The sequence below is a fragment of the Nisaea sp. genome (assembly GCF_965216895.1).
Taxonomy (GTDB): Bacteria; Pseudomonadota; Alphaproteobacteria; order Thalassobaculales; family Thalassobaculaceae; genus Nisaea.
Genome location: NZ_OZ244205.1, coordinates 1343291 through 1360309 on the forward strand (window position 1 = coordinate 1343291; position 17019 = coordinate 1360309).

General features: G+C 63.7%; 16 protein-coding genes. 8 read left to right on the top strand and 8 right to left on the bottom strand.

The features are described from left to right. Positions 1 to 115: 115 nt before the first annotated feature. Together ACOOE1_RS06480 and ACOOE1_RS06485 are read left to right on the top strand one after the other, a co-directional pair. Positions 116 to 2671: an EAL domain-containing protein gene (locus ACOOE1_RS06480; RefSeq protein ID WP_420405519.1), complete on the top strand. Its 2556-nt coding sequence runs from the start codon at positions 116 to 118 to the stop codon at positions 2669 to 2671. A gap of 21 nt (positions 2672 to 2692) precedes the next feature. Further along, a complete protein-coding gene (locus ACOOE1_RS06485; protein ID WP_420405520.1) occupies positions 2693 to 3736 on the top strand; it encodes a hypothetical protein in 1044 nt (347 codons plus the stop codon). Positions 3737 to 3741: 5 nt separating this feature from the next. On the opposite strand, the gene ACOOE1_RS06490 is transcribed toward ACOOE1_RS06485, so the two are convergent. After that, positions 3742 to 4461, bottom strand: coding sequence for an SOS response-associated peptidase (locus tag ACOOE1_RS06490; RefSeq protein WP_420405521.1), 720 nt, complete (start codon positions 4459 to 4461; stop codon positions 3742 to 3744). A 99-nt stretch (positions 4462 to 4560) separates the two neighbouring features. On the opposite strand from ACOOE1_RS06490, the gene cysQ reads away from it, so the two are divergent. Next, positions 4561 to 5334 carry a 3'(2'),5'-bisphosphate nucleotidase CysQ gene (gene cysQ / locus ACOOE1_RS06495; RefSeq protein WP_420405522.1) on the top strand — a complete coding sequence of 258 codons (774 nt, stop codon included), beginning with the start codon at positions 4561 to 4563 and terminating at the stop codon, positions 5332 to 5334. Positions 5335 to 5345: 11 nt separating this feature from the next. Here the strand turns inward: cysQ and parA are convergent, their stop codons facing one another. Beyond that, complete coding sequence (gene parA / locus ACOOE1_RS06500) at positions 5346 to 5996, bottom strand: ParA family partition ATPase (RefSeq protein WP_420405523.1); 651 nt, start codon at positions 5994 to 5996, stop codon at positions 5346 to 5348. Between the two features lie 121 nt (positions 5997 to 6117). On the opposite strand from parA, the gene ACOOE1_RS06505 reads away from it, so the two are divergent. From ACOOE1_RS06505 to ACOOE1_RS06515, 3 genes are all read left to right on the top strand, one after another. Next, the gene (locus ACOOE1_RS06505) at positions 6118 to 7071 is read left to right on the top strand and encodes an L-threonylcarbamoyladenylate synthase (RefSeq protein WP_420405524.1); all 954 of its coding nucleotides are present in this window, start codon (positions 6118 to 6120) and stop codon (positions 7069 to 7071) included. A gap of 92 nt (positions 7072 to 7163) precedes the next feature. After that, positions 7164 to 8630, top strand: a complete 1467-nt coding sequence (locus tag ACOOE1_RS06510; protein WP_420405525.1) for an FAD-binding oxidoreductase — start codon at positions 7164 to 7166, stop codon at positions 8628 to 8630. A gap of 152 nt (positions 8631 to 8782) precedes the next feature. Continuing rightward, positions 8783 to 10573 carry an acyl-CoA dehydrogenase gene (locus ACOOE1_RS06515; RefSeq protein WP_420405526.1) on the top strand — a complete coding sequence of 597 codons (1791 nt, stop codon included), beginning with the start codon at positions 8783 to 8785 and terminating at the stop codon, positions 10571 to 10573. A 2-nt stretch (positions 10574 to 10575) separates the two neighbouring features. Here ACOOE1_RS06515 and ACOOE1_RS06520 read toward each other — a convergent pair whose 3' ends face one another. From ACOOE1_RS06520 to ACOOE1_RS06530, 3 genes are all read right to left on the bottom strand, one after another. Next, complete coding sequence (locus ACOOE1_RS06520) at positions 10576 to 11139, bottom strand: hypothetical protein (protein ID WP_420405527.1); 564 nt, start codon at positions 11137 to 11139, stop codon at positions 10576 to 10578. A gap of 76 nt (positions 11140 to 11215) precedes the next feature. Then, complete coding sequence (locus ACOOE1_RS06525) at positions 11216 to 11767, bottom strand: hypothetical protein (protein ID WP_420405528.1); 552 nt, start codon at positions 11765 to 11767, stop codon at positions 11216 to 11218. A gap of 149 nt (positions 11768 to 11916) precedes the next feature. After that, entirely contained in the window at positions 11917 to 12534 is a 618-nt protein-coding gene (locus ACOOE1_RS06530) for a hypothetical protein (RefSeq protein WP_420405529.1), read from the bottom strand. Positions 12535 to 12570: 36 nt separating this feature from the next. Between ACOOE1_RS06530 and ACOOE1_RS06535 the strand changes: the two genes are divergently transcribed. Together ACOOE1_RS06535 and ACOOE1_RS06540 are read left to right on the top strand one after the other, a co-directional pair. After that, positions 12571 to 13194 (top strand): DUF924 family protein, encoded by a 624-nt coding sequence (locus ACOOE1_RS06535; protein ID WP_420405530.1) that lies wholly within the window; start codon positions 12571 to 12573, stop codon positions 13192 to 13194. A 38-nt stretch (positions 13195 to 13232) separates the two neighbouring features. Continuing rightward, positions 13233 to 14177 (top strand): 2-hydroxyacid dehydrogenase, encoded by a 945-nt coding sequence (locus ACOOE1_RS06540; protein WP_420405531.1) that lies wholly within the window; start codon positions 13233 to 13235, stop codon positions 14175 to 14177. Positions 14178 to 14199: 22 nt separating this feature from the next. Here ACOOE1_RS06540 and ACOOE1_RS06545 read toward each other — a convergent pair whose 3' ends face one another. The 3 genes from ACOOE1_RS06545 to ACOOE1_RS06555 all read right to left on the bottom strand — a co-directional run bounded on the left by ACOOE1_RS06545 (position 14200) and on the right by ACOOE1_RS06555 (position 16974). After that, positions 14200 to 14652, bottom strand: a complete 453-nt coding sequence (locus tag ACOOE1_RS06545) for an acyl-CoA thioesterase (RefSeq protein WP_420405532.1) — start codon at positions 14650 to 14652, stop codon at positions 14200 to 14202. A gap of 64 nt (positions 14653 to 14716) precedes the next feature. Beyond that, the gene (locus ACOOE1_RS06550; RefSeq protein ID WP_420405533.1) at positions 14717 to 14941 is read right to left on the bottom strand and encodes a hypothetical protein; all 225 of its coding nucleotides are present in this window, start codon (positions 14939 to 14941) and stop codon (positions 14717 to 14719) included. Between the two features lie 11 nt (positions 14942 to 14952). Beyond that, positions 14953 to 16974, bottom strand: coding sequence for a TRAP transporter permease (locus ACOOE1_RS06555; protein WP_420405534.1), 2022 nt, complete (start codon positions 16972 to 16974; stop codon positions 14953 to 14955). Between the last annotated feature and the right edge of the window lie 45 nt (positions 16975 to 17019).

Here is a 17019-nt window from a genome sequence, read left to right on the forward strand (position 1 = left end):
TATCTTTTGAAGAATCGAAACGAAATCAGTGGCCGATGCTGCTCCGGTTGGGTCATCTCCAAACCGACAATTGACGGTATCATCAACGAGTACAATGGCGGGACGGAGAGCCGGATTGACACCCAAGAGCCCGATGGAGTCTCGCCGCATGGGCCAGACCGGGCAGCGAAGCGAAGCCTCCGGAATGACCGCGCTGTCGACTCTCCACAACGACCCGACCGAGTTGCTCAACGCACTCGAACAGCTTGAAGTCGGTCTCTGCCATTATGACCGGAATGGCCGCCTCACGTCGTGGAACCGGCATTTCCTGGATCTCTACACCGAACTCGATCCGAACGCGATCGCAGGCAGGACGCTGGAGGAAATCATCTCCGCCGATGCGGTTCTCGACCGCTGGGTGACCGATCCCGCGACCGAATGCGCGGAGACATGGCTCGAACGGCGCCTATCGCGGCATCGGGACCCGGGCGCACCGGTCCTGATCCACGACCGCAGCGACCGTTGGATTGAAATCACCGAATTCCGCACGGCCGGCGGCGGCCTGCTGAGCCTTCACCGCGACATCACGGAGGCAAAGGCCCAGCGCAAGCACGCCGAGGACCAGACCATGCTCCTGCGAGCCACGCTGGACAGTATGGACCAGGCGATCGCGGTATTCGACATGCGGATGACGCTCCGGGTTTGGAACGCCCGGCTGCTCGAACTGTTCGAGTTTCCGGAACACCTTATTCGGGTGGGCACGCCCGTTTCCGAGCTGGTCGACTTCATGCTCGCACGCGGCGATTTCGTGGAGCGTGACCGCGAGATCGTTCTCAACGAAGCGATCGAGTATCTCCGCCTGGAGCGGTCGATGATCAGCAATCACAAACTCGCATCGGGCCGCATCCTCGAATACACCTTCACGCCGATGGTCAACGGCGACGTGATCATGGCAGTGACAGACGTGACACTGACCGAGACCGCGCGCCAGGGCCTCGCGGAGAGCGAGGAGCGCTATGCGCTTTCAGCCGCCGGGTCGAACGACGGACTTTGGGACTGGGACCTGCGACGGGAAAAGATCTATCTCTCGCCACGCTGGCGCGAAATGCTCGGCCTCGCCCAGGAAGACGTGAGCGACAACCCGGCCGAGTGGTTCAGCCGGATTCATCCGGACGACGTCGCCCGCGTGACCAAGCAGATCGATGCGCACCTGGCCGGGACCTTGCCTCATTTCGAATGCGAGTTCCGCGTACGTCATGCCGACGGTACATATCTCTGGATGCTGACGCGCGGCCTCGCGGTGCGCGGCGAGGACGGCGGGGCGCATCGCTTCGCCGGGAGCCAGACCGATATCACCGGCCGCAAGCGGGCGGAGCAGCAGCTGGTGCACGACGCGCTACACGACGCGCTCACCGGGCTGCCGAACCGCACGCTTTTCCTCGATCTCGTCCGCAAAGCCCTGGCGCGGCTCCGGCGTGAGCCCGATACCCGTTTCGCTGTCGCTTTCCTCGATCTCGACCGCTTCAAGATCGTGAACGAGAGCCTCGGCCATGTGCATGGCGACGATCTTATCGTCGCCACCGCGCGGCGCTTCGAGAATGCGCTGCGCGAAAGCGATACCGTCGCGCGGCTCGGCGGCGATGAATTCGCGATTCTCCTCGAGGAGATCGAGAGCAAGGACGAAGCGACCCGGCTGTCCGAGAGTCTGCACCAGTCCCTCGCCTCCCCGTTCCGCCTCGGCGGCAAGGAGATCTTCGTTTCCGCATCGCTCGGCGTGGCGCACTCGGATCAGGGTTACGAGCGTCCGGAAGACATTCTGCGCGATGCCGAACTCGCGATGTACCGGGCAAAGGAGCGCGGCAAGGCGCAAAGCATTGCCTTCGACAGTGAAATGCGGGTCTGGCCGGTAACGCCGCTCGACCTCGATTCCGATCTCCGGCGCGCGCTGGAGCGCGACGAGATGCGGCTGCACTACCAGCCGATCATCAATATCCGGCGAGGCAAGATTGCGGGTTTTGAAGCCTTGCTCCGCTGGTTCCATGCCGAGCGCGGCGAGATCTCGCCGATCGAGTTCATCCCGGTTGCCGAGGAGACCGGTTCGATCTTTCCCCTCAGCCAGTGGGTCCTCCGTACCGCGGCGCGGCAGATCACCGAGTGGAACACGGCGCGCGCGACAAGCGACGAGCTGGAGATCAGCGTCAATCTTTCAGGCCGGCAGTTCGCCCGGCCGGATGCGGTTTCCGGGATCATCGACTGCCTCGAAGGGGTCGGGCTGCCGGCCCATCTGCTGAAGATCGAAATCACCGAAAGCACCCTGATGGAGGATGTCGACCGGTCGACGGAAATGCTGGATCGGCTGAAGGCCGCGAACATCAAGATCTGTGTCGACGATTTCGGGACCGGCTATTCCTCCCTCTCCTATCTTCACACCTTCCCGATCGACACGCTGAAGATCGACAAGTCCTTCATCCAGGACATGTCCAGCAATTACCAGAACCTGGAAATCGTCCGCACGATCACGATGCTGGGCCAGAACCTGCGTCTGGATGTTATTGCCGAAGGCGTCGAGACCCCGGACCAACTCGGGCAACTGCGCGCGCTTGACTGCCACTACGCGCAAGGGTTCCTTTTCTCGAAGCCGCTGAGTGCGGCCGACATGACCGCGTTTCTTGCGGAAGACAAGTCCTGGTAGGCTAGGTATCATCACCCCGTCATGAAGCGATACGCGCATTATTTCCTCCAGTCCCGCCCCGCCACAGCCCGCGGCGGGCATTGGGAAACCCTCGAACAGGCCCGTGCCTATTCCGTCCTGAAATCCGGCCTCCTGCGCGAGATCGCGAACGATCGCGGCGCCGAGGTCCGACTGGTCGGCGCGTACCACGACGATGCGACCGGCGAATGGCAATATGCGCAACTGTTCTATCTCGATCAGACTGCGGTCGACCTGCCCGGCGCCGCTGACGACGAATATGACGAGGACGAACGCGACGAGGGCGGAGCCGGTTTCGACGACGATGCGGTTGACGGGTTCGGTACCGCGTCGGCTGAAGAAGACGAGATCCAGGAATCGCGTTACGAGACGGAAGCCGAACCTGCAGAGACCGACACCGAAACCCGGGACGGACTCCCCTGGGCCTCGCGGGACGGGGCGGACGCAGCGCCGGAAGCGTATGACGAGCTTCCGCCCGTGTTCCACAAGCCGATGCCGAAGCGGCGCTCTCCCGTAAAGGCCCTCGTCCTGATGCTTCTGGTCCTGCTCCTGATCGGCGGCATAGCTGCCTCGGTGCTGCTCTACCTGCAGCATCCGGCGATCCTCTCGCTCGCCGACAGAGCCGGACTCGGCGAATACGCGCGGATGTTTCCGCACGCCTCCGCCGCCCGCGACACCGGGATGAGCACACCGCAGGATGAACCCGTCGTGATGCCGCTGACGACCGGCAACGTTGTGACCTATCGCGGCATTGCTCCGACGCTGGTCGGGCGCTGGTCGCCGGACAATTGCGCCGAGAACTACGTGGTCTTCACCGATAACGGCTATACCGTCACGCGCGACGGACAGACCTCGGCGGAAACCGTCGAGATCACCGAGACCCTGGAAGACGATTTTCAGTATTATCTGAGACGGACGCCGACGCTGGTCGAACACCTGCAAAAGCTCGGACCGAACGATATCCAGATGGCGGGCTCTACGGGCACCGGCGGCTTCATGCCGAGCGGCAATTCGATCCAGATCCTGAACCGCTGCCCGCGGCAGTGAGCGCTCTAGAAGAGTGAGCCCTGGCGCGGTGCCGGTGGCGCCGCATCAGACGCAACAGGAGCTTCCGGCTCGGGAACCGGTTCCAGCAGGGCGGCATCGTCATTGCGGACATTGCCGACCCGGCGCGATACCGGTGCAAAGATCAGATCCTCGCCGTTATAGGCTCTCAGAATGGAAGCACGCGCCGGCGGCTCTCCGACGAGCCAGGCCTCGAACGCTGCGTCCTCCGCCAGCATCACCGGCATCCTGTGATGGATATGCGCGATCCGCGGGTCCGCCTCCACGGTCAGCAGGGTGAAGGTCTCGACGGGCTCCGCAGCCTTGCTCCAGCGCTCCCAGAGCCCGGCGAAGGCAAAAGGCCGGTCGCCCGCGAGCGACACCCGGTAGGGTTGCTTCTCGCGGCCGAGCTTGCGCCATTCGTAGAATCCGTCCGCCGGCACCAGGCAGCGGCGCTTCTGGTAGGCATCGCGGAACGCGGGTTTCTCCGCCACCGTCTCGGACCGGGCATTGATCAGCGAGGCGGCGCGGCTCTCGTCCGACGCCCAGGACGGCACCAGCCCCCAGCGCAGCATGTCCATATGGCGCGCGCCGTCGCGCTCCCGGATCACCGGCGCCCGCTGCATCGGCGCCATGTTGTAGCGTGGCTCCAGATTGATCATGTCCGAAACCGCGAAGAGCCGCCGGATCGCTTCCGGCGCCGTGGTGATGCTGTAGCGCCCGCACATACCTGTTCAAACCCGCCCGTTTCCAGTATTCAGGGGACCGCCCGTGCGCCGAGCCTACGATCCGGCTGCACGCGTCATCAACTCTCTCCCGGACCGGTCATGGACAAAAAGTCGCTTCTGAACGAGATCATCCTGGTTGCCCGCGAGGCCTCGTCGCTGATCCTGAAATACTACGACGGCGAGATCGCGGTCGACGACAAGGCGGACGGCTCGCCGGTGACCGCAGCCGACCGCGCCGCGGACAAGCTGATCGTCGCGGCCCTGAAGGCGCTGACGCCGGATGTCCCGATCATCTCCGAGGAAGGCTTCGCCGCCGGCGCCAATCCGGACATCTCGGGAGGGACCTACTGGCTGGTCGACCCGCTCGACGGGACCAAGGAATTCATCAAGCGCAACGGCGACTTCACTGTGAACATCGCGCTGCTGGAAGATTTCGAGCCAGTGCTCGGCGTCGTTCTCACCCCCGTGACCGGCCTCGCCTCCGCCGGACTCGTCGGGGACGGCGCGTTCGACGAGGATGCGGACGGCAAGCGGAAAAAGATCGCCGCGCGCCAGGCCGACCCGAAGAAGCTGACCGTGGTTGCAAGCCGCTCCCACCGTTCGCCGGAGCTGGAGGAGTATCTCGCCAAGCTGAGTCCGGCGGAGGAGATCTCCCGCGGCTCGGCACTGAAATTCTGCCTTGTCGCCCGCGGTGAAGCCGATCTTTATCCGCGCGTCGGCCCGACCTCTGAATGGGACACCGCCGCAGGGCAAGCTGTTCTGATGGCCGCCGGCGGCAGCATGACCGCTTTTGACGGCACGCCGTTCCGGTACGGCAAGGCCAGCGAGCGATTCCTCAACGGCATGTTCATCGCCAAGGGCCCCGGCGCCTGAGGAAACCGATCCTAACCGGCCGCCTTCAGCGCGGCCTTCGTGAGCGCGGTGATCTCCTGCGCCGCGACGCTGCGCTTCGCCGCCTCGACCACGCCGAGCCCGTCCGCCATGCTGCTGGCGAGCGCCACCCGGTTGCCGATGCTGACCTTCGCGACGGGAACCTCCAGTTCCTTGACCGCAGCCGTCATCCGTTCGGTCAGCTTCGCGCGCGGCGGCACCCGGTTCAGCACCAGCAGGACCGGTGTCCTCTCCGCGGCGGCCATATCGACGGTCGGCTTCGTCGCCCAGACATCCATCGGGCTCGGCTGCACGGGGATCAGGACGATGTGGGCATTGCGCACCGCGATCTTCGCCTCGGTTTCGGCATGCGGCGGTGAGTCGACGATCACGACATCATGCAGCTTCGCCTGCTTCTCGATCTCCGCGGCGGCGCGCCAGCCGGTGATCTGGATGATCTCGAGCGCTCCCTTGCCCCTGTAGGCGATCTCGCCGTTCAGGGAAGTGCGCATCCGGAACCAGGTGGCGAGGCTCATCTGCGGGTCGATGTCGATCGCGGCGACGCTCTTGCCCGAATGGGCCAGTGCGACGGCGAGCTGGGCGGCGAGCGTGGTCTTGCCGGCTCCACCCTTCTGCTGTGCGATGGTTATGATGGTTCCCGTCATGGCGGCGCTCCCCGGCTGCATCACGACTGCGACTTCCCGTTCACGTTATCATCAATTTTGTGCGCCGCAACACACGCCTGCCGCTTGACCCCGCCCGCCACTCGGCCGATAAGCGGCAGCCATGACCGAGACCCGGATCCTGAAACCGTCCGACACCGCCATCCGTGAGGCCGCCGCCGCCCTCGCACGGGGCGAGCTCGTCGCTTTTCCGACCGAGACCGTCTACGGCCTCGGCGGCGACGCGACCGACGACCGGGCCGTCGCCAGGATCTTCGAGGCCAAGGCGCGGCCGAGCTTCAATCCGCTGATTTCGCACCTGCCCGATCCGGAATCCGCCTTTGAACACGGGGTGTTCGACGCAAGGGCCCGGTCCGTGGCCAAGGCCTTCTGGCCGGGCCCGATGACGCTCGTCGTGCCGCGCCGGAGCGATTGCAGGATCTCCCTGCTCGCAAGCGCCGGGCTCGACACCGTCGCGCTGCGGGTCCCGGAACATCCGCTCGCCTCAGCACTTCTCGCCGCCGCCGGTCTCCCCATCGCGGCGCCGAGTGCCAATCGGTCGGGCCGGGTCAGCCCGACAACGGCGGAGCATGTACTGGACGGCCTGGAGGGCCGCGTTTCCATCATTCTCGACGGCGGTCCCTGCGCGGTCGGCCTCGAATCGACCGTGCTCGACCTCTCCGGCGAGGTTCCGGCGATCCTCCGTCCGGGTGCCGTTACCCCGGAGATGCTGGAGCCGCTGATCGGCCCGGTCGGCTTTGCCGGGAACGGCGCGAAGATCGCGGCGCCCGGCATGTTGGAAAGCCACTATGCGCCCGCGCTGCCCGTGCGCCTCGACGCGACCGCGCCGGAAGCCGGTGAACTCTTCCTGGGTTTCGGTGATATCGCCGGCCCCGAGGGCTCCGAGAGCCTCAGCGCATGCGGCGACCTGACGGAGGCGGCATCCTGCCTTTTCGCCCTGCTGCGCCGCCTCGATCGGCCGGGCGCGACCGGGATCGCCGTCGCGCCGATCCCCGAAACCGGCCTCGGCATCGCCATCAACGACCGTCTGCGCCGTGCCGCTGCGCCGCGCGCATAGGTGCCTTCGCAGAGGAGCGGGTTGTCGTTCCCGCATCCCTCACTAATATTGCCGCCTTGTTCGCTGCTCAAGCCGATCTGGAGACCCCGCCCATGTCCGCCCCGCGCACAACGGCCCTTTCCGATGCGCCCTATGTTCCGAGCGCCGCAGAGTCCGCCGCCATCGCGCGGATGAAGGAGCTTCTGGGCCCGAAAGGCTGGATCGACAATCCGGCCGACATGGAAGGCAACCTGGTCGAGGATCGCGGCATCTATCACGGCCGCGCCATGTTGGTGGCCAAGCCGGCAACGACCGAGGAAGTCTCAGGCGTCCTGAAGCTCTGTCACGAGGCCGGCATCCCCGTCGTGCCCCAGGGCGGCAATACCAGCCTTTGCGGCGCGTCGGTGCCCTTCGAGACCGGCAACGAGATCGTCCTGTCGCTGGCCCGCATGAACCGGGTGCGTTCGATCGATCCGCTGAACCACACCATGACGGTCGAGGCCGGCTGCGTTCTTCAGACCTTGCAGGAAGAAGCCTCGAAGGCCGACCGCTACTTCCCGCTCAGCCTCGCCGCCGAAGGCAGCTGCATGATCGGCGGCAATCTCGGCACCAATGCCGGCGGGACCAACGTGTTGCGCTACGGCAATGCGCGCGAACTGACGCTCGGCCTTGAGGTCGTGCTGCCGGACGGCCGGATCTGGAACGGGCTCGGCAGCCTGCGCAAGGACAATACCGGCTACGACCTGAAGGATCTCTTCATCGGCTCGGAAGGCACGCTCGGCGTGATCACCGCGGCGGTACTGAAGCTGTTCCCGAAACCGCGCGACATCCGCACCGCTTTCTGCGCCGTCCGCGACATCGACGCGGCGCTGGAGCTGCTGCAGAGGGCGCGGGCCGAGAGCGGCGACAGCGTCGAGACCTTCGAGCTGATCCCCCGGCTGGTGATCGATCTGGTGCTGAAGCACATGCCGGACTGCGAGGACCCGCTCGAGACCCGCTACGACATGTACACGCTGATCGAACTGGTCACGACGCGGGACAACGACGACGGGATCGAGCAACGCTTCGAGGGCATCCTCGGCCAGGCGATGGAAGACGGCCTGATCCTGGATGCGGCGCTCGCCCAGAACGAGCACCAGAGGCAGGAAATCTGGAAGCTGCGCGAGAACGCCTCGGAATCCCAGAAGATCGAGGGTGCCTCGATCAAGCACGACGTTTCGGTCCCGGTCGCAAGCGTGCCGGCCTTCTACAAGGCCGCCGCGGAGGCGGTCTACAAGGTCAGCCCGGAAGCGCGCATCGTTGCGTTCGGCCATATGGGTGACGGCAACCTGCACTACAATGTGCAGGAGCCGGAAGGCGGCGACACCAAGGCCTTCGTCGAGAACTGGGACGCCTATAACCGCGCCGTCCACGACGTCGTCGTCTCTTTCGGCGGCTCGATCAGTGCCGAACACGGCATCGGCCGTCTGAAGCGGGAGGAACTGGCGCACTACAAGGACCCGGTCGCGCTAGACCTCATGCGCACGATCAAAGCCGCGATCGATCCGAAAGGGATCATGAACCCCGGCAAGGTGGTCTGAGCGAGCGGGCCCCGAGCCTCGTTTCGCGGTCACTTTTTCCCGCCCCACAACGTTCCTATTTGAATTGCAACGTCCACGTCACAGATTAGACTGCGGCAAGCAATCAAGGCGTCCGAAACCTGCAATCCGGACGGCCAGGCGAGAGGAAACCGATGACTGTCTATTCCGCCCCCATCGACGAAATGCGTTTCACGCTGCGTGACATCGTCGGCTTCGACCGGATCGCCGCCCTGCCCGGCTTCAGCGGCTCCGACGACGAGATCATGGACCAGGTCCTGGAAGAAGCCGGGAAGCTGTCACGCGATGTTCTGGCACCGCTGAACCCGGTCGGCGACAGGGAAAAAGCCCGGCTCGAGAACGGCGTTGTCCGTCCGGCACCGGGTTTCGCCGATGCATATGCCCAGTTCTGGCAGGGTGGCTGGAATGCCATGCCGTTCGAAGAGGAGTATGGCGGCCAGAACCTGCCGATCGCGCTGACCACCGCGGTCTGGGAAATGTGGAACGCCTCGAACCTCGCCTTTACCCTCTGCCCGCTTCTCACGCAGGCCGGAATCGAGGCGCTCAGCAAACATGCGAGCCCCGAGCAGAAGGCAACCTATCTGCACAAGCTGATTTCCGGCGAATGGACCGGGACAATGAACCTGACGGAGCCGCAATCCGGCACCGATCTCGGTGCGATCCGCACCCGCTCGGAGCGGAGCGGCGACCACTACCTGCTCAAGGGCCAGAAGATCTACATCACCTGGGGCGACCACGACATGACGGACAATATCGTCCACATGGTGCTCGCCCGCTCGCCCGACGGACCTCCGGGCAGCAAGGGCCTGTCGCTCTTCATCGTGCCGAAATACCTCGTCAACGATGACGGTTCGCTCGGCGCGCACAACGATGTCCGCCCGGTCTCGCTGGAGCACAAGCTCGGCATCCACGGCTCGCCGACCTGCGTCATGTCTTATGGCGACAATGGCGGCGCAGTCGCCTATCTCGTCGGCGAGGAGAACCGCGGTATCGAGTACATGTTCGTGATGATGAACAATGCCCGCCTCGCGGTCGGACTGCAGGGGCTCGCGATCGCCGAACGGGCCTACCAGCAGGCCGTTGCCTTTGCGCGCGACCGGGTGCAGAGCCGCGCCATCCAGGGCAGCGACGGTCCGGTGGCGATCATCCAGCATCCGGACGTGCGCCGCATGCTGCTCGGCATGAAGAGTCAGATCGAGGGCATGCGGGCGCTTTGCTACTACACTGCCGCTGAGATCGACCGGGCGAACCGCGAAGCCGACCCCGAAGCGGCCGCGAGAGCGCAGCGCCGGGTGGACCTGCTCATTCCGGTCGTGAAGTCCTGGTGCACCGATACCGGCCTAGCCGTCACCTCCACCAATATCCAGATCCATGGCGGCATGGGCTTCATCGAGGAGACCGGCGCCGCCCAGCACTACCGCGATGCCCGAATCACCACGATCTACGAAGGCACCAACGGCGTGCAGGCGATGGACCTGATCGGCCGCAAGGTTGCGCGCGACGGTGGAGAAGCCGCTGCGGAACTCTTTGCCGATATCCGCGCTGACCTGGAGCCGCTGCGCAAGAACAACGAGATCGCAGCACGGTCGCTGGTGAAGCACATGGACACGGCGCTTGCCGCCGCGGAAGACGGAGTCAAATGGCTGGTCGCGACCTTCGCCAGGGATCCGGGCACCGCAGCCTCCGCCGGCGTGCCGTTCCAGAACCTGATGGGACTGCTCTGCGCCGGCTGGCTGCTCGCCCGGGGCGTCAGCGCGGCAGCGGCGCAAAAGCCGAATGCCAACGGCGATACCGGCTTCATCGAAGCCAAGCTGACCACTGCACGCTTCTTTGCCGATTATCACCTGAGCCAGGCGCCCTCACTGCTGACGCAGATCACCGAAGCCGGCGAGAGCGTAATGGCGATGGCGATGGACCGCTTCTGAAATCAGGGCTTGTTGCTTCCGAAGGTCGCCCGGCCGCGGATCGTTTCGGAGACCCCGGCGAGCACCAGCTGTTCAGCGGCCGGATCCTCGACCCCGGTGAGGGCCGGGCCGGTGGCGATGGAACTCGCGAGCAGTTCACCCTCGTCGCAGAAGGCGGTCATGAGGCGCGTCTCCTCCGCCTGCTTTTCGACCCAGGCCGGGCCGGAACTACACAGATCGGCCTCGCGGACACCGGCCGCCGGGTTGAAGGCGAGTACGAAACGGTATTGCGGGAGGCCAGCGCTGGCAGGCTCGCCGGTGAAATCGATATCCATATCCTGAAGGGCGCCACTCGCGATCTCGGCCGCTCGGGCGGTGATCTTCGGCAGGCCGGGCCTGTCCCCCTTCAGCTCCAGCAAAACCGGACCATGGCTTGCTGCATATTGCAGCAGCTCTCGCTTCGCAGATCCCTCCACCCTCCCGTCGCCGCGAATAACGGTAACGCAACCAGCAAGCAGCACGGCAAGCCCGAGACCAGCTCCCAGCTTCAGCCCGACTGCCCCGGTTTCGCCCAACACATGTCCCATCTCACCATCCTCCAGAAAACGTCCTTCCCGAATGTCTTGAAAATCGGAGGTGTGCGGGCGCGTTCAAGCGGCCGGATCAGAATTGGACCATGCCGATCCTGAGCACACCGCCGCGTTCGTTCGGATCCCGTTCGCGTTCGATCGGAAAAAGCTCCTGTATCGCCCCTCGCACAAGCTTGCGGAAGGCCTCGTCATCGACATCGGTCGGCGACGGGCCGCGCGCCGTCGAACTGCTGAGTGTCTGTCCGCCGGTGCAGAAGCCTGCCGTCAGCTTGAATCCGCCCGCGTCCGCAGGACCTGATTTAGGAATTTGCTTGTCTTCACAGACTGCAGTGGTCGGTACGGATTTCGGCAGATTCACCGCCATGACGACATAATAGTCCGGATGTTTCGCCTCGGCGGAATTGGCGGTGAAGGCCGCGGTCGAACCGAGAATTGCCCCGGTGGCGTACCGCGCTGCCGCACCCGAGGCTGCTGCGTCTCCACCCGGCAGGGGCGAATTGGCCACTCTCAGGTAAACCGGAGTCTCCGACGCCACATGGGCGAGATATTCCCGCTTTCCCTCGTTGTCGAGCTGCGAATAACCGGTCTGCGTGGTCACACATCCGGCGAGCAGACCTGCCGACATGAACGCACTCAAGATAGCGGCCCGCATTCCAAGAAATTTCTGCACGCTAACTCTCCCGAAATTGGCCTCCGGCGGGCGCCGGACTATGAAATCATATGTGCGGCGCCAGCGGATACGCAATCGCGATAGAACGACGCGCTGCCCTCACCTCAGAAAATGCCTTCGAGCGGGTTCAGTTTGATTCGCGGCTCCGGCTCGAAGGTGAGAATGCCGAGACTGCCGGTATCGTTCGGGTCTGCCTGGAACATCTGCCGCGCGCTCTGCAGCAGCAGATCGCGGTATCTCGGGTCCTGCAGGGAGTCCATCCGTTCCGACAAGGCGGTCACAGCTGCGATCGGAACATTCTGTCGGCAGAACACCATGAACAGGGTCTGGCGCGGCGCTCTGCGGTCGTAACTGAGCGGATTGGACGCATCGGCGGAACAGATTCGCTCGGGATTGCTCGAGCTGACCGGATCGAATGCGAGGCGGAAGCGGAATTGTGGCGCACCCGCTTCGCTCGGGCTTGCCGTAAAGCCGCGCGGCACTTCCTTGAAGACATCAGACAGGATCTCGGCCGACGCCAAGGCCGTCTCCCGCCGTCCCTCCCGGAACGGCTCTCCGGAAACTTGCAGCAGGACCGGTCCCCGCTTTCCGGCGAACGCCAGGACCTGGGCTTTAGATTGTCCGGTCACACCGGTTGGCGCCTGGGTGACAGTGGTACCGCAGGCCGCAACCGCCAATGCCAGTACCGAGGCAGTGATGAAATGCTTCATAGACCGGATCATTCTGTCTCCTCCGACCGCGCTTCGGTCCGGCGCAACATGGAAGTGCGGCCGCGCGTTTACGGCACCCGCGCAGCAGGTATATCGTTCACGCACGCAGTTGGGAACATGGGACGGGCAATGCAGGATATCGAGCGGATCTTGTCGTTCTGGTTTGAGGAAACCTCGGAGAAACAATGGTTCGAGAAAGATCCTGAGTTCGACCAGACGATCCGGGAACGATTCGGCGACCTGGTCGAGTCGGCGATGGACGGGGAACTGGAACACTGGTGCGCGAGCGCAGACGGCACCCTCGCCTACATCCTGCTTCTCGACCAGTTCACGCGCAACATTCACCGCGGTTCGGCAAAGGCCTTCGCCGCCGACGCGAAGGCCCGCGATGCCACGAAGCGGGCCCTTGCTGCCGGCTACGATGCGATGCTGGACGAGAACCGGAAAGTCTTTCTTTACCTGCCGCTCGAACACAGTGAGAATCTCGAGGATCAAGACCAGAGCGTAGCGCTATTCGAAGCATTGGGTGACGCCCAGAAAACAGATTACGCGCAGCGCCACCGCGATATTATCCAGCGTTTCGGTCGCTTTCCGCACCGGAACGAAGCGCTCGGCCGGGAAAGCACCGATGCCGAACTGGCGTTCCTGAAAGAACCGGGCTCGTCCTTCTGAGTTCCGGGCAGAAAAATGAGATCAAGAGGAGCCGAACCGTGGCCGAGAAACCGCACGTCCTGATCCCCGCCCCATACTACAAGCCCGCGATGGACCGGCTGGACGAGATCGCCACCACCCATCACCTCTATGCAGCTCCCGACCCGCAGAAGATGCTGGCCGAAGTCGGCGAGAAATGCGTCGCGTTCGCCACCTTCATGAAGTGCGACCCGCCTCTCTTCGATCAGGTTCCGAACGCCAAGCTCATCGCGAATTTCGGCGTCGGGTACGACGCTATCGACATCGGGGAGGCGACCCGACGTGGCGTCAGGGTCACCAACACGCCGGACGTGCTGAATGACTGCGTCGCGGATCTCGCGCTCGGCCTGCTGATCTCGGCGCGCCGCCGGATCGTCCATGCGGACGGTTTCGTGCGCGCAGGCGAATGGCCGGTGAAAGAAGTCTACGGCTTCGTCAACAAGGTCCACCATTCCAAGGTTGGCATTGTCGGTCTCGGCCGCATCGGCGAAGAGATCGCCACCCGTTGCGCCGGTTTCAAGATGGAGATCTCGTACCATAACCGCTCGATGAAACCGGACGTTCCGTACCGCTACTACCCGGACCTGGTGGAGATGGCCGGCGACGTCGAGATCATGGTCGTGATCACCCCGGGCGGTGCTGCGACCAATAATCTGATCGACGAGAAGGTGATCGAAGCGCTCGGGCCGAATGGTCTGCTGGTGAACGTCGCCCGTGGCTCCGTCGTGGACATGGATGCGCTGATCACCTGCCTGAAGGACGGCCGCCTCGGCTCCGCCGCGCTCGATGTCTTTCCGGACGAACCGAATGTTCCGGAAGAGCTGTTCTCCATGCGCGAGAACGTGGTCCTGACACCGCACATCGCCAGCGCGAGCCACGATACCCGCATGGCAATGGGGATGCTTGTCTACGAAAACATCAAGGCGCATTTCGAAGGCCGCGACCTGCTGACGCCCGTGAACTGAACGGGGGGCTTCGGGGACGGCCTCAGTCCGCCGGCCCGGCCAGACGGAGCAGGCTATCCCTGAGTCCGTCCGGAATCCGCATGGAACTGCGCTCCTGCATATCGAAGCAGACGCCGATCACCCGGGCCAGTCCGGCCAGTTCTCCGTCCTTGATAAGCGCCTGGCGCAGGACGAGAGAACTGTTGCCGAGCTTCTCGATTCGGGTTCCGATCCGCACATTGCCGGGGAAATGCATTTCCTTGAGGTAATCGACTTCCATACGGGCGACGACCCAGGATTGCCGGCCATCCCGGCCGCCATACATCTCGCCCGCGGCATCGGCGAACAGGGTCACTCTCGCGCTTTCCAGATAGACGCCGATCGCATTGTTGTTCACGTGGCCGACGGGATCGAGATCGGCAAAGCGGATCTTTTCCTCGATCCAGTAGCGGTAACTGGCGGAGTCCCGTTCGTTGAAGGTTTCTGTTTCGCTCATACCATCCTCTAAAACAAAGAGGGCCGCGCATGGCGCGGCCCGCTATCCGGCAAGCGCCCCTGCCTCACTCGTCATCCGGTTCCGGCAAAGGCTCGCGGGTAACACGGTCGCCCGGACGGTAATCAAGGATGACGGCAAAGACCAGAATCAGCGCCAGTCCGCCTGTAATACCCATGAAAATGTTGAATTCACTGACATGCAGATGATAGATGCCGGTGATCCAGAAGGCGATCGCAACCAACACGAAAAGCAGCCAGTGCCGCGCTTTTCCAAGGAATATGGACCCCATCGTCTTCCCTCCTATTGCGCCGGCTGACCGGCCGGGATTGTCCTGCGCCAGGCATAAATACCGCCCGAGGCAAGTAGTCCGGCCACCACGACCACAGTGCCGGGAATGCCGAAAGGAGTCGCGGACACAGGGACCATCAGAAACAACGCCGAGATCAACAGGATCGCTCTCGGCGCCGGCCCAAGCCGTCCGCGGCACCAGCCCTCGAGACCGAGCGAGAGAACCCACAGACCGATCAGGACCAGTGCGGTCGAGACCACCGTCATCCAGACAGGCCCCTCCAGGAGCAGCGAGGGATTATAGATAAACGCGAACGGTACCAGATACTTGGCGATGCCCACTTTGCTGGCCTCGAAGGCCGTCGCCATCGGCGGCGTCCGCGCGATCGCAGCCCCGGCGAAAGCAGCAAGCGCCACCGGAGGCGTAATGGTCGAGACCACGCCGAAATAGAACGCGAACATATGCGCGGCAATCACGTTGACGCCGATCTGCTCCAGAGACGGAACGATAAGGGCCGCGACGGTGATATAGACCGCCGTTGTCGTCATTCCCATACCGAGCAGGATCGATGCCACCGCGGTCATCGACAGCAGCAGAGGCAGATTGCCGCCTGACATGTCGATCACCGACTGGGTGAACTTCAGGCCAAATCCGGACGCAAAGATCGATCCGATGATGATCCCGGCACAGGCGCAGGCGACCGTCACTGCGACCGTCGAGCGGACACCGGTCTCGAACGCCGCCAGGATATCGACGGGGCTCATGCGTGTTCCGCGATGGAAAAAACTGAGCGCGATCAGGCTGAGGATGCCCCAGAACGCCGACTTCATCGGGGTGTAGCCCATCATCAGGAAGGCGATCAGAATCACCAGCGAGAGCAGCAGGTGCCAGCCGCCCTTCAGAACTTCCATGACCTGCGGCAGCCGTTCGGCCGGGATGCTTTCGATGCCGTGCTTCTCGGCCTCCAGATGCACCATGAAATAGACCGTGACGAAATAGAGGAAGGCCGGAATGGCAGCGGCGATGATCACCGCGAAGTAGCTGACCTGCAAGTTCTCCGCGATGATGAAGGCGGCCGCGCCCATGATCGGCGGCGTGATCTGCCCGCCGGAAGAGGCGCAGGCCTCGACGGCGGCGGCGAACTTGGCCCGGTATCCGGTCTTTTTCATCAGGGGGATGGTGAAGGAGCCCGTGGTCACGACGTTCGCGACGGCAGACCCGGAGACCGTTCCCATGAAAGCGCTCGACAGCGTCGCGGCCTTTGCCGGGCCGCCGATCCGGTGCCCGGTCAGCGCGACGGCAAGGTCGATGAAAAACCGCCCCGCCCCGGAACGGATCAGCACGCCCCCGAAGACGATAAAGAGAACGATGTATGTCGCCGCGACATGCAGCGGGATCCCGAAGATGCCGTTGCTGCTGACGAACATGACGTCGATGTATTTCGCAAACCGTGTCGGCGGACCGTAGAAGATCCCGAAGAAATAGTGCGAATAGAGCGTGTGAACGATGAAGAAGCCGGTGACGCACACCATCGCGATGCCGACGGCGCGGCGGGTCGCTTCAAGTACAATCGCGATCAGGATTCCGCCGAACATCATGTCGGTCGGGTGCTTCGAGCCAAGGCGCATCTGGAAGGCGTCGATATCCCAGAGCGTCCAGATCTGCACAGCGATTACAAGGCCGACCAGAATCATGTCGATCCCGAAACCCGCGGCGCGCAGCAGATTGCGTGGATCGCCCGGTTGCAAAATCTGGTCCTTGTGAGAAGACCGGAACAGCGGATTGATCAGGATCGCGAGGACCAGCATGACCGACAGGTGGACGGACCGGAACGACCGGCCTTCTGGTGTCCCATAAAGCGCGATGAACAAATGGAAAAGCGCCAGTGCGATGCTGATCGAGCAGCACACCAGCATGATGATGTAGCTCAGGTTGACGCGCCTGGAGACGAGGAGTTCCTCAAGGAACGAGTATTCCTTGACCTCTTCATATTCCAAGCGTCCGGCCGCCGCCGGCTGGCTGGCTTCGCTCATGGTCGGTCCGATGTCCTGAAATGAGAAGCGGACCGGGCCGGAGCC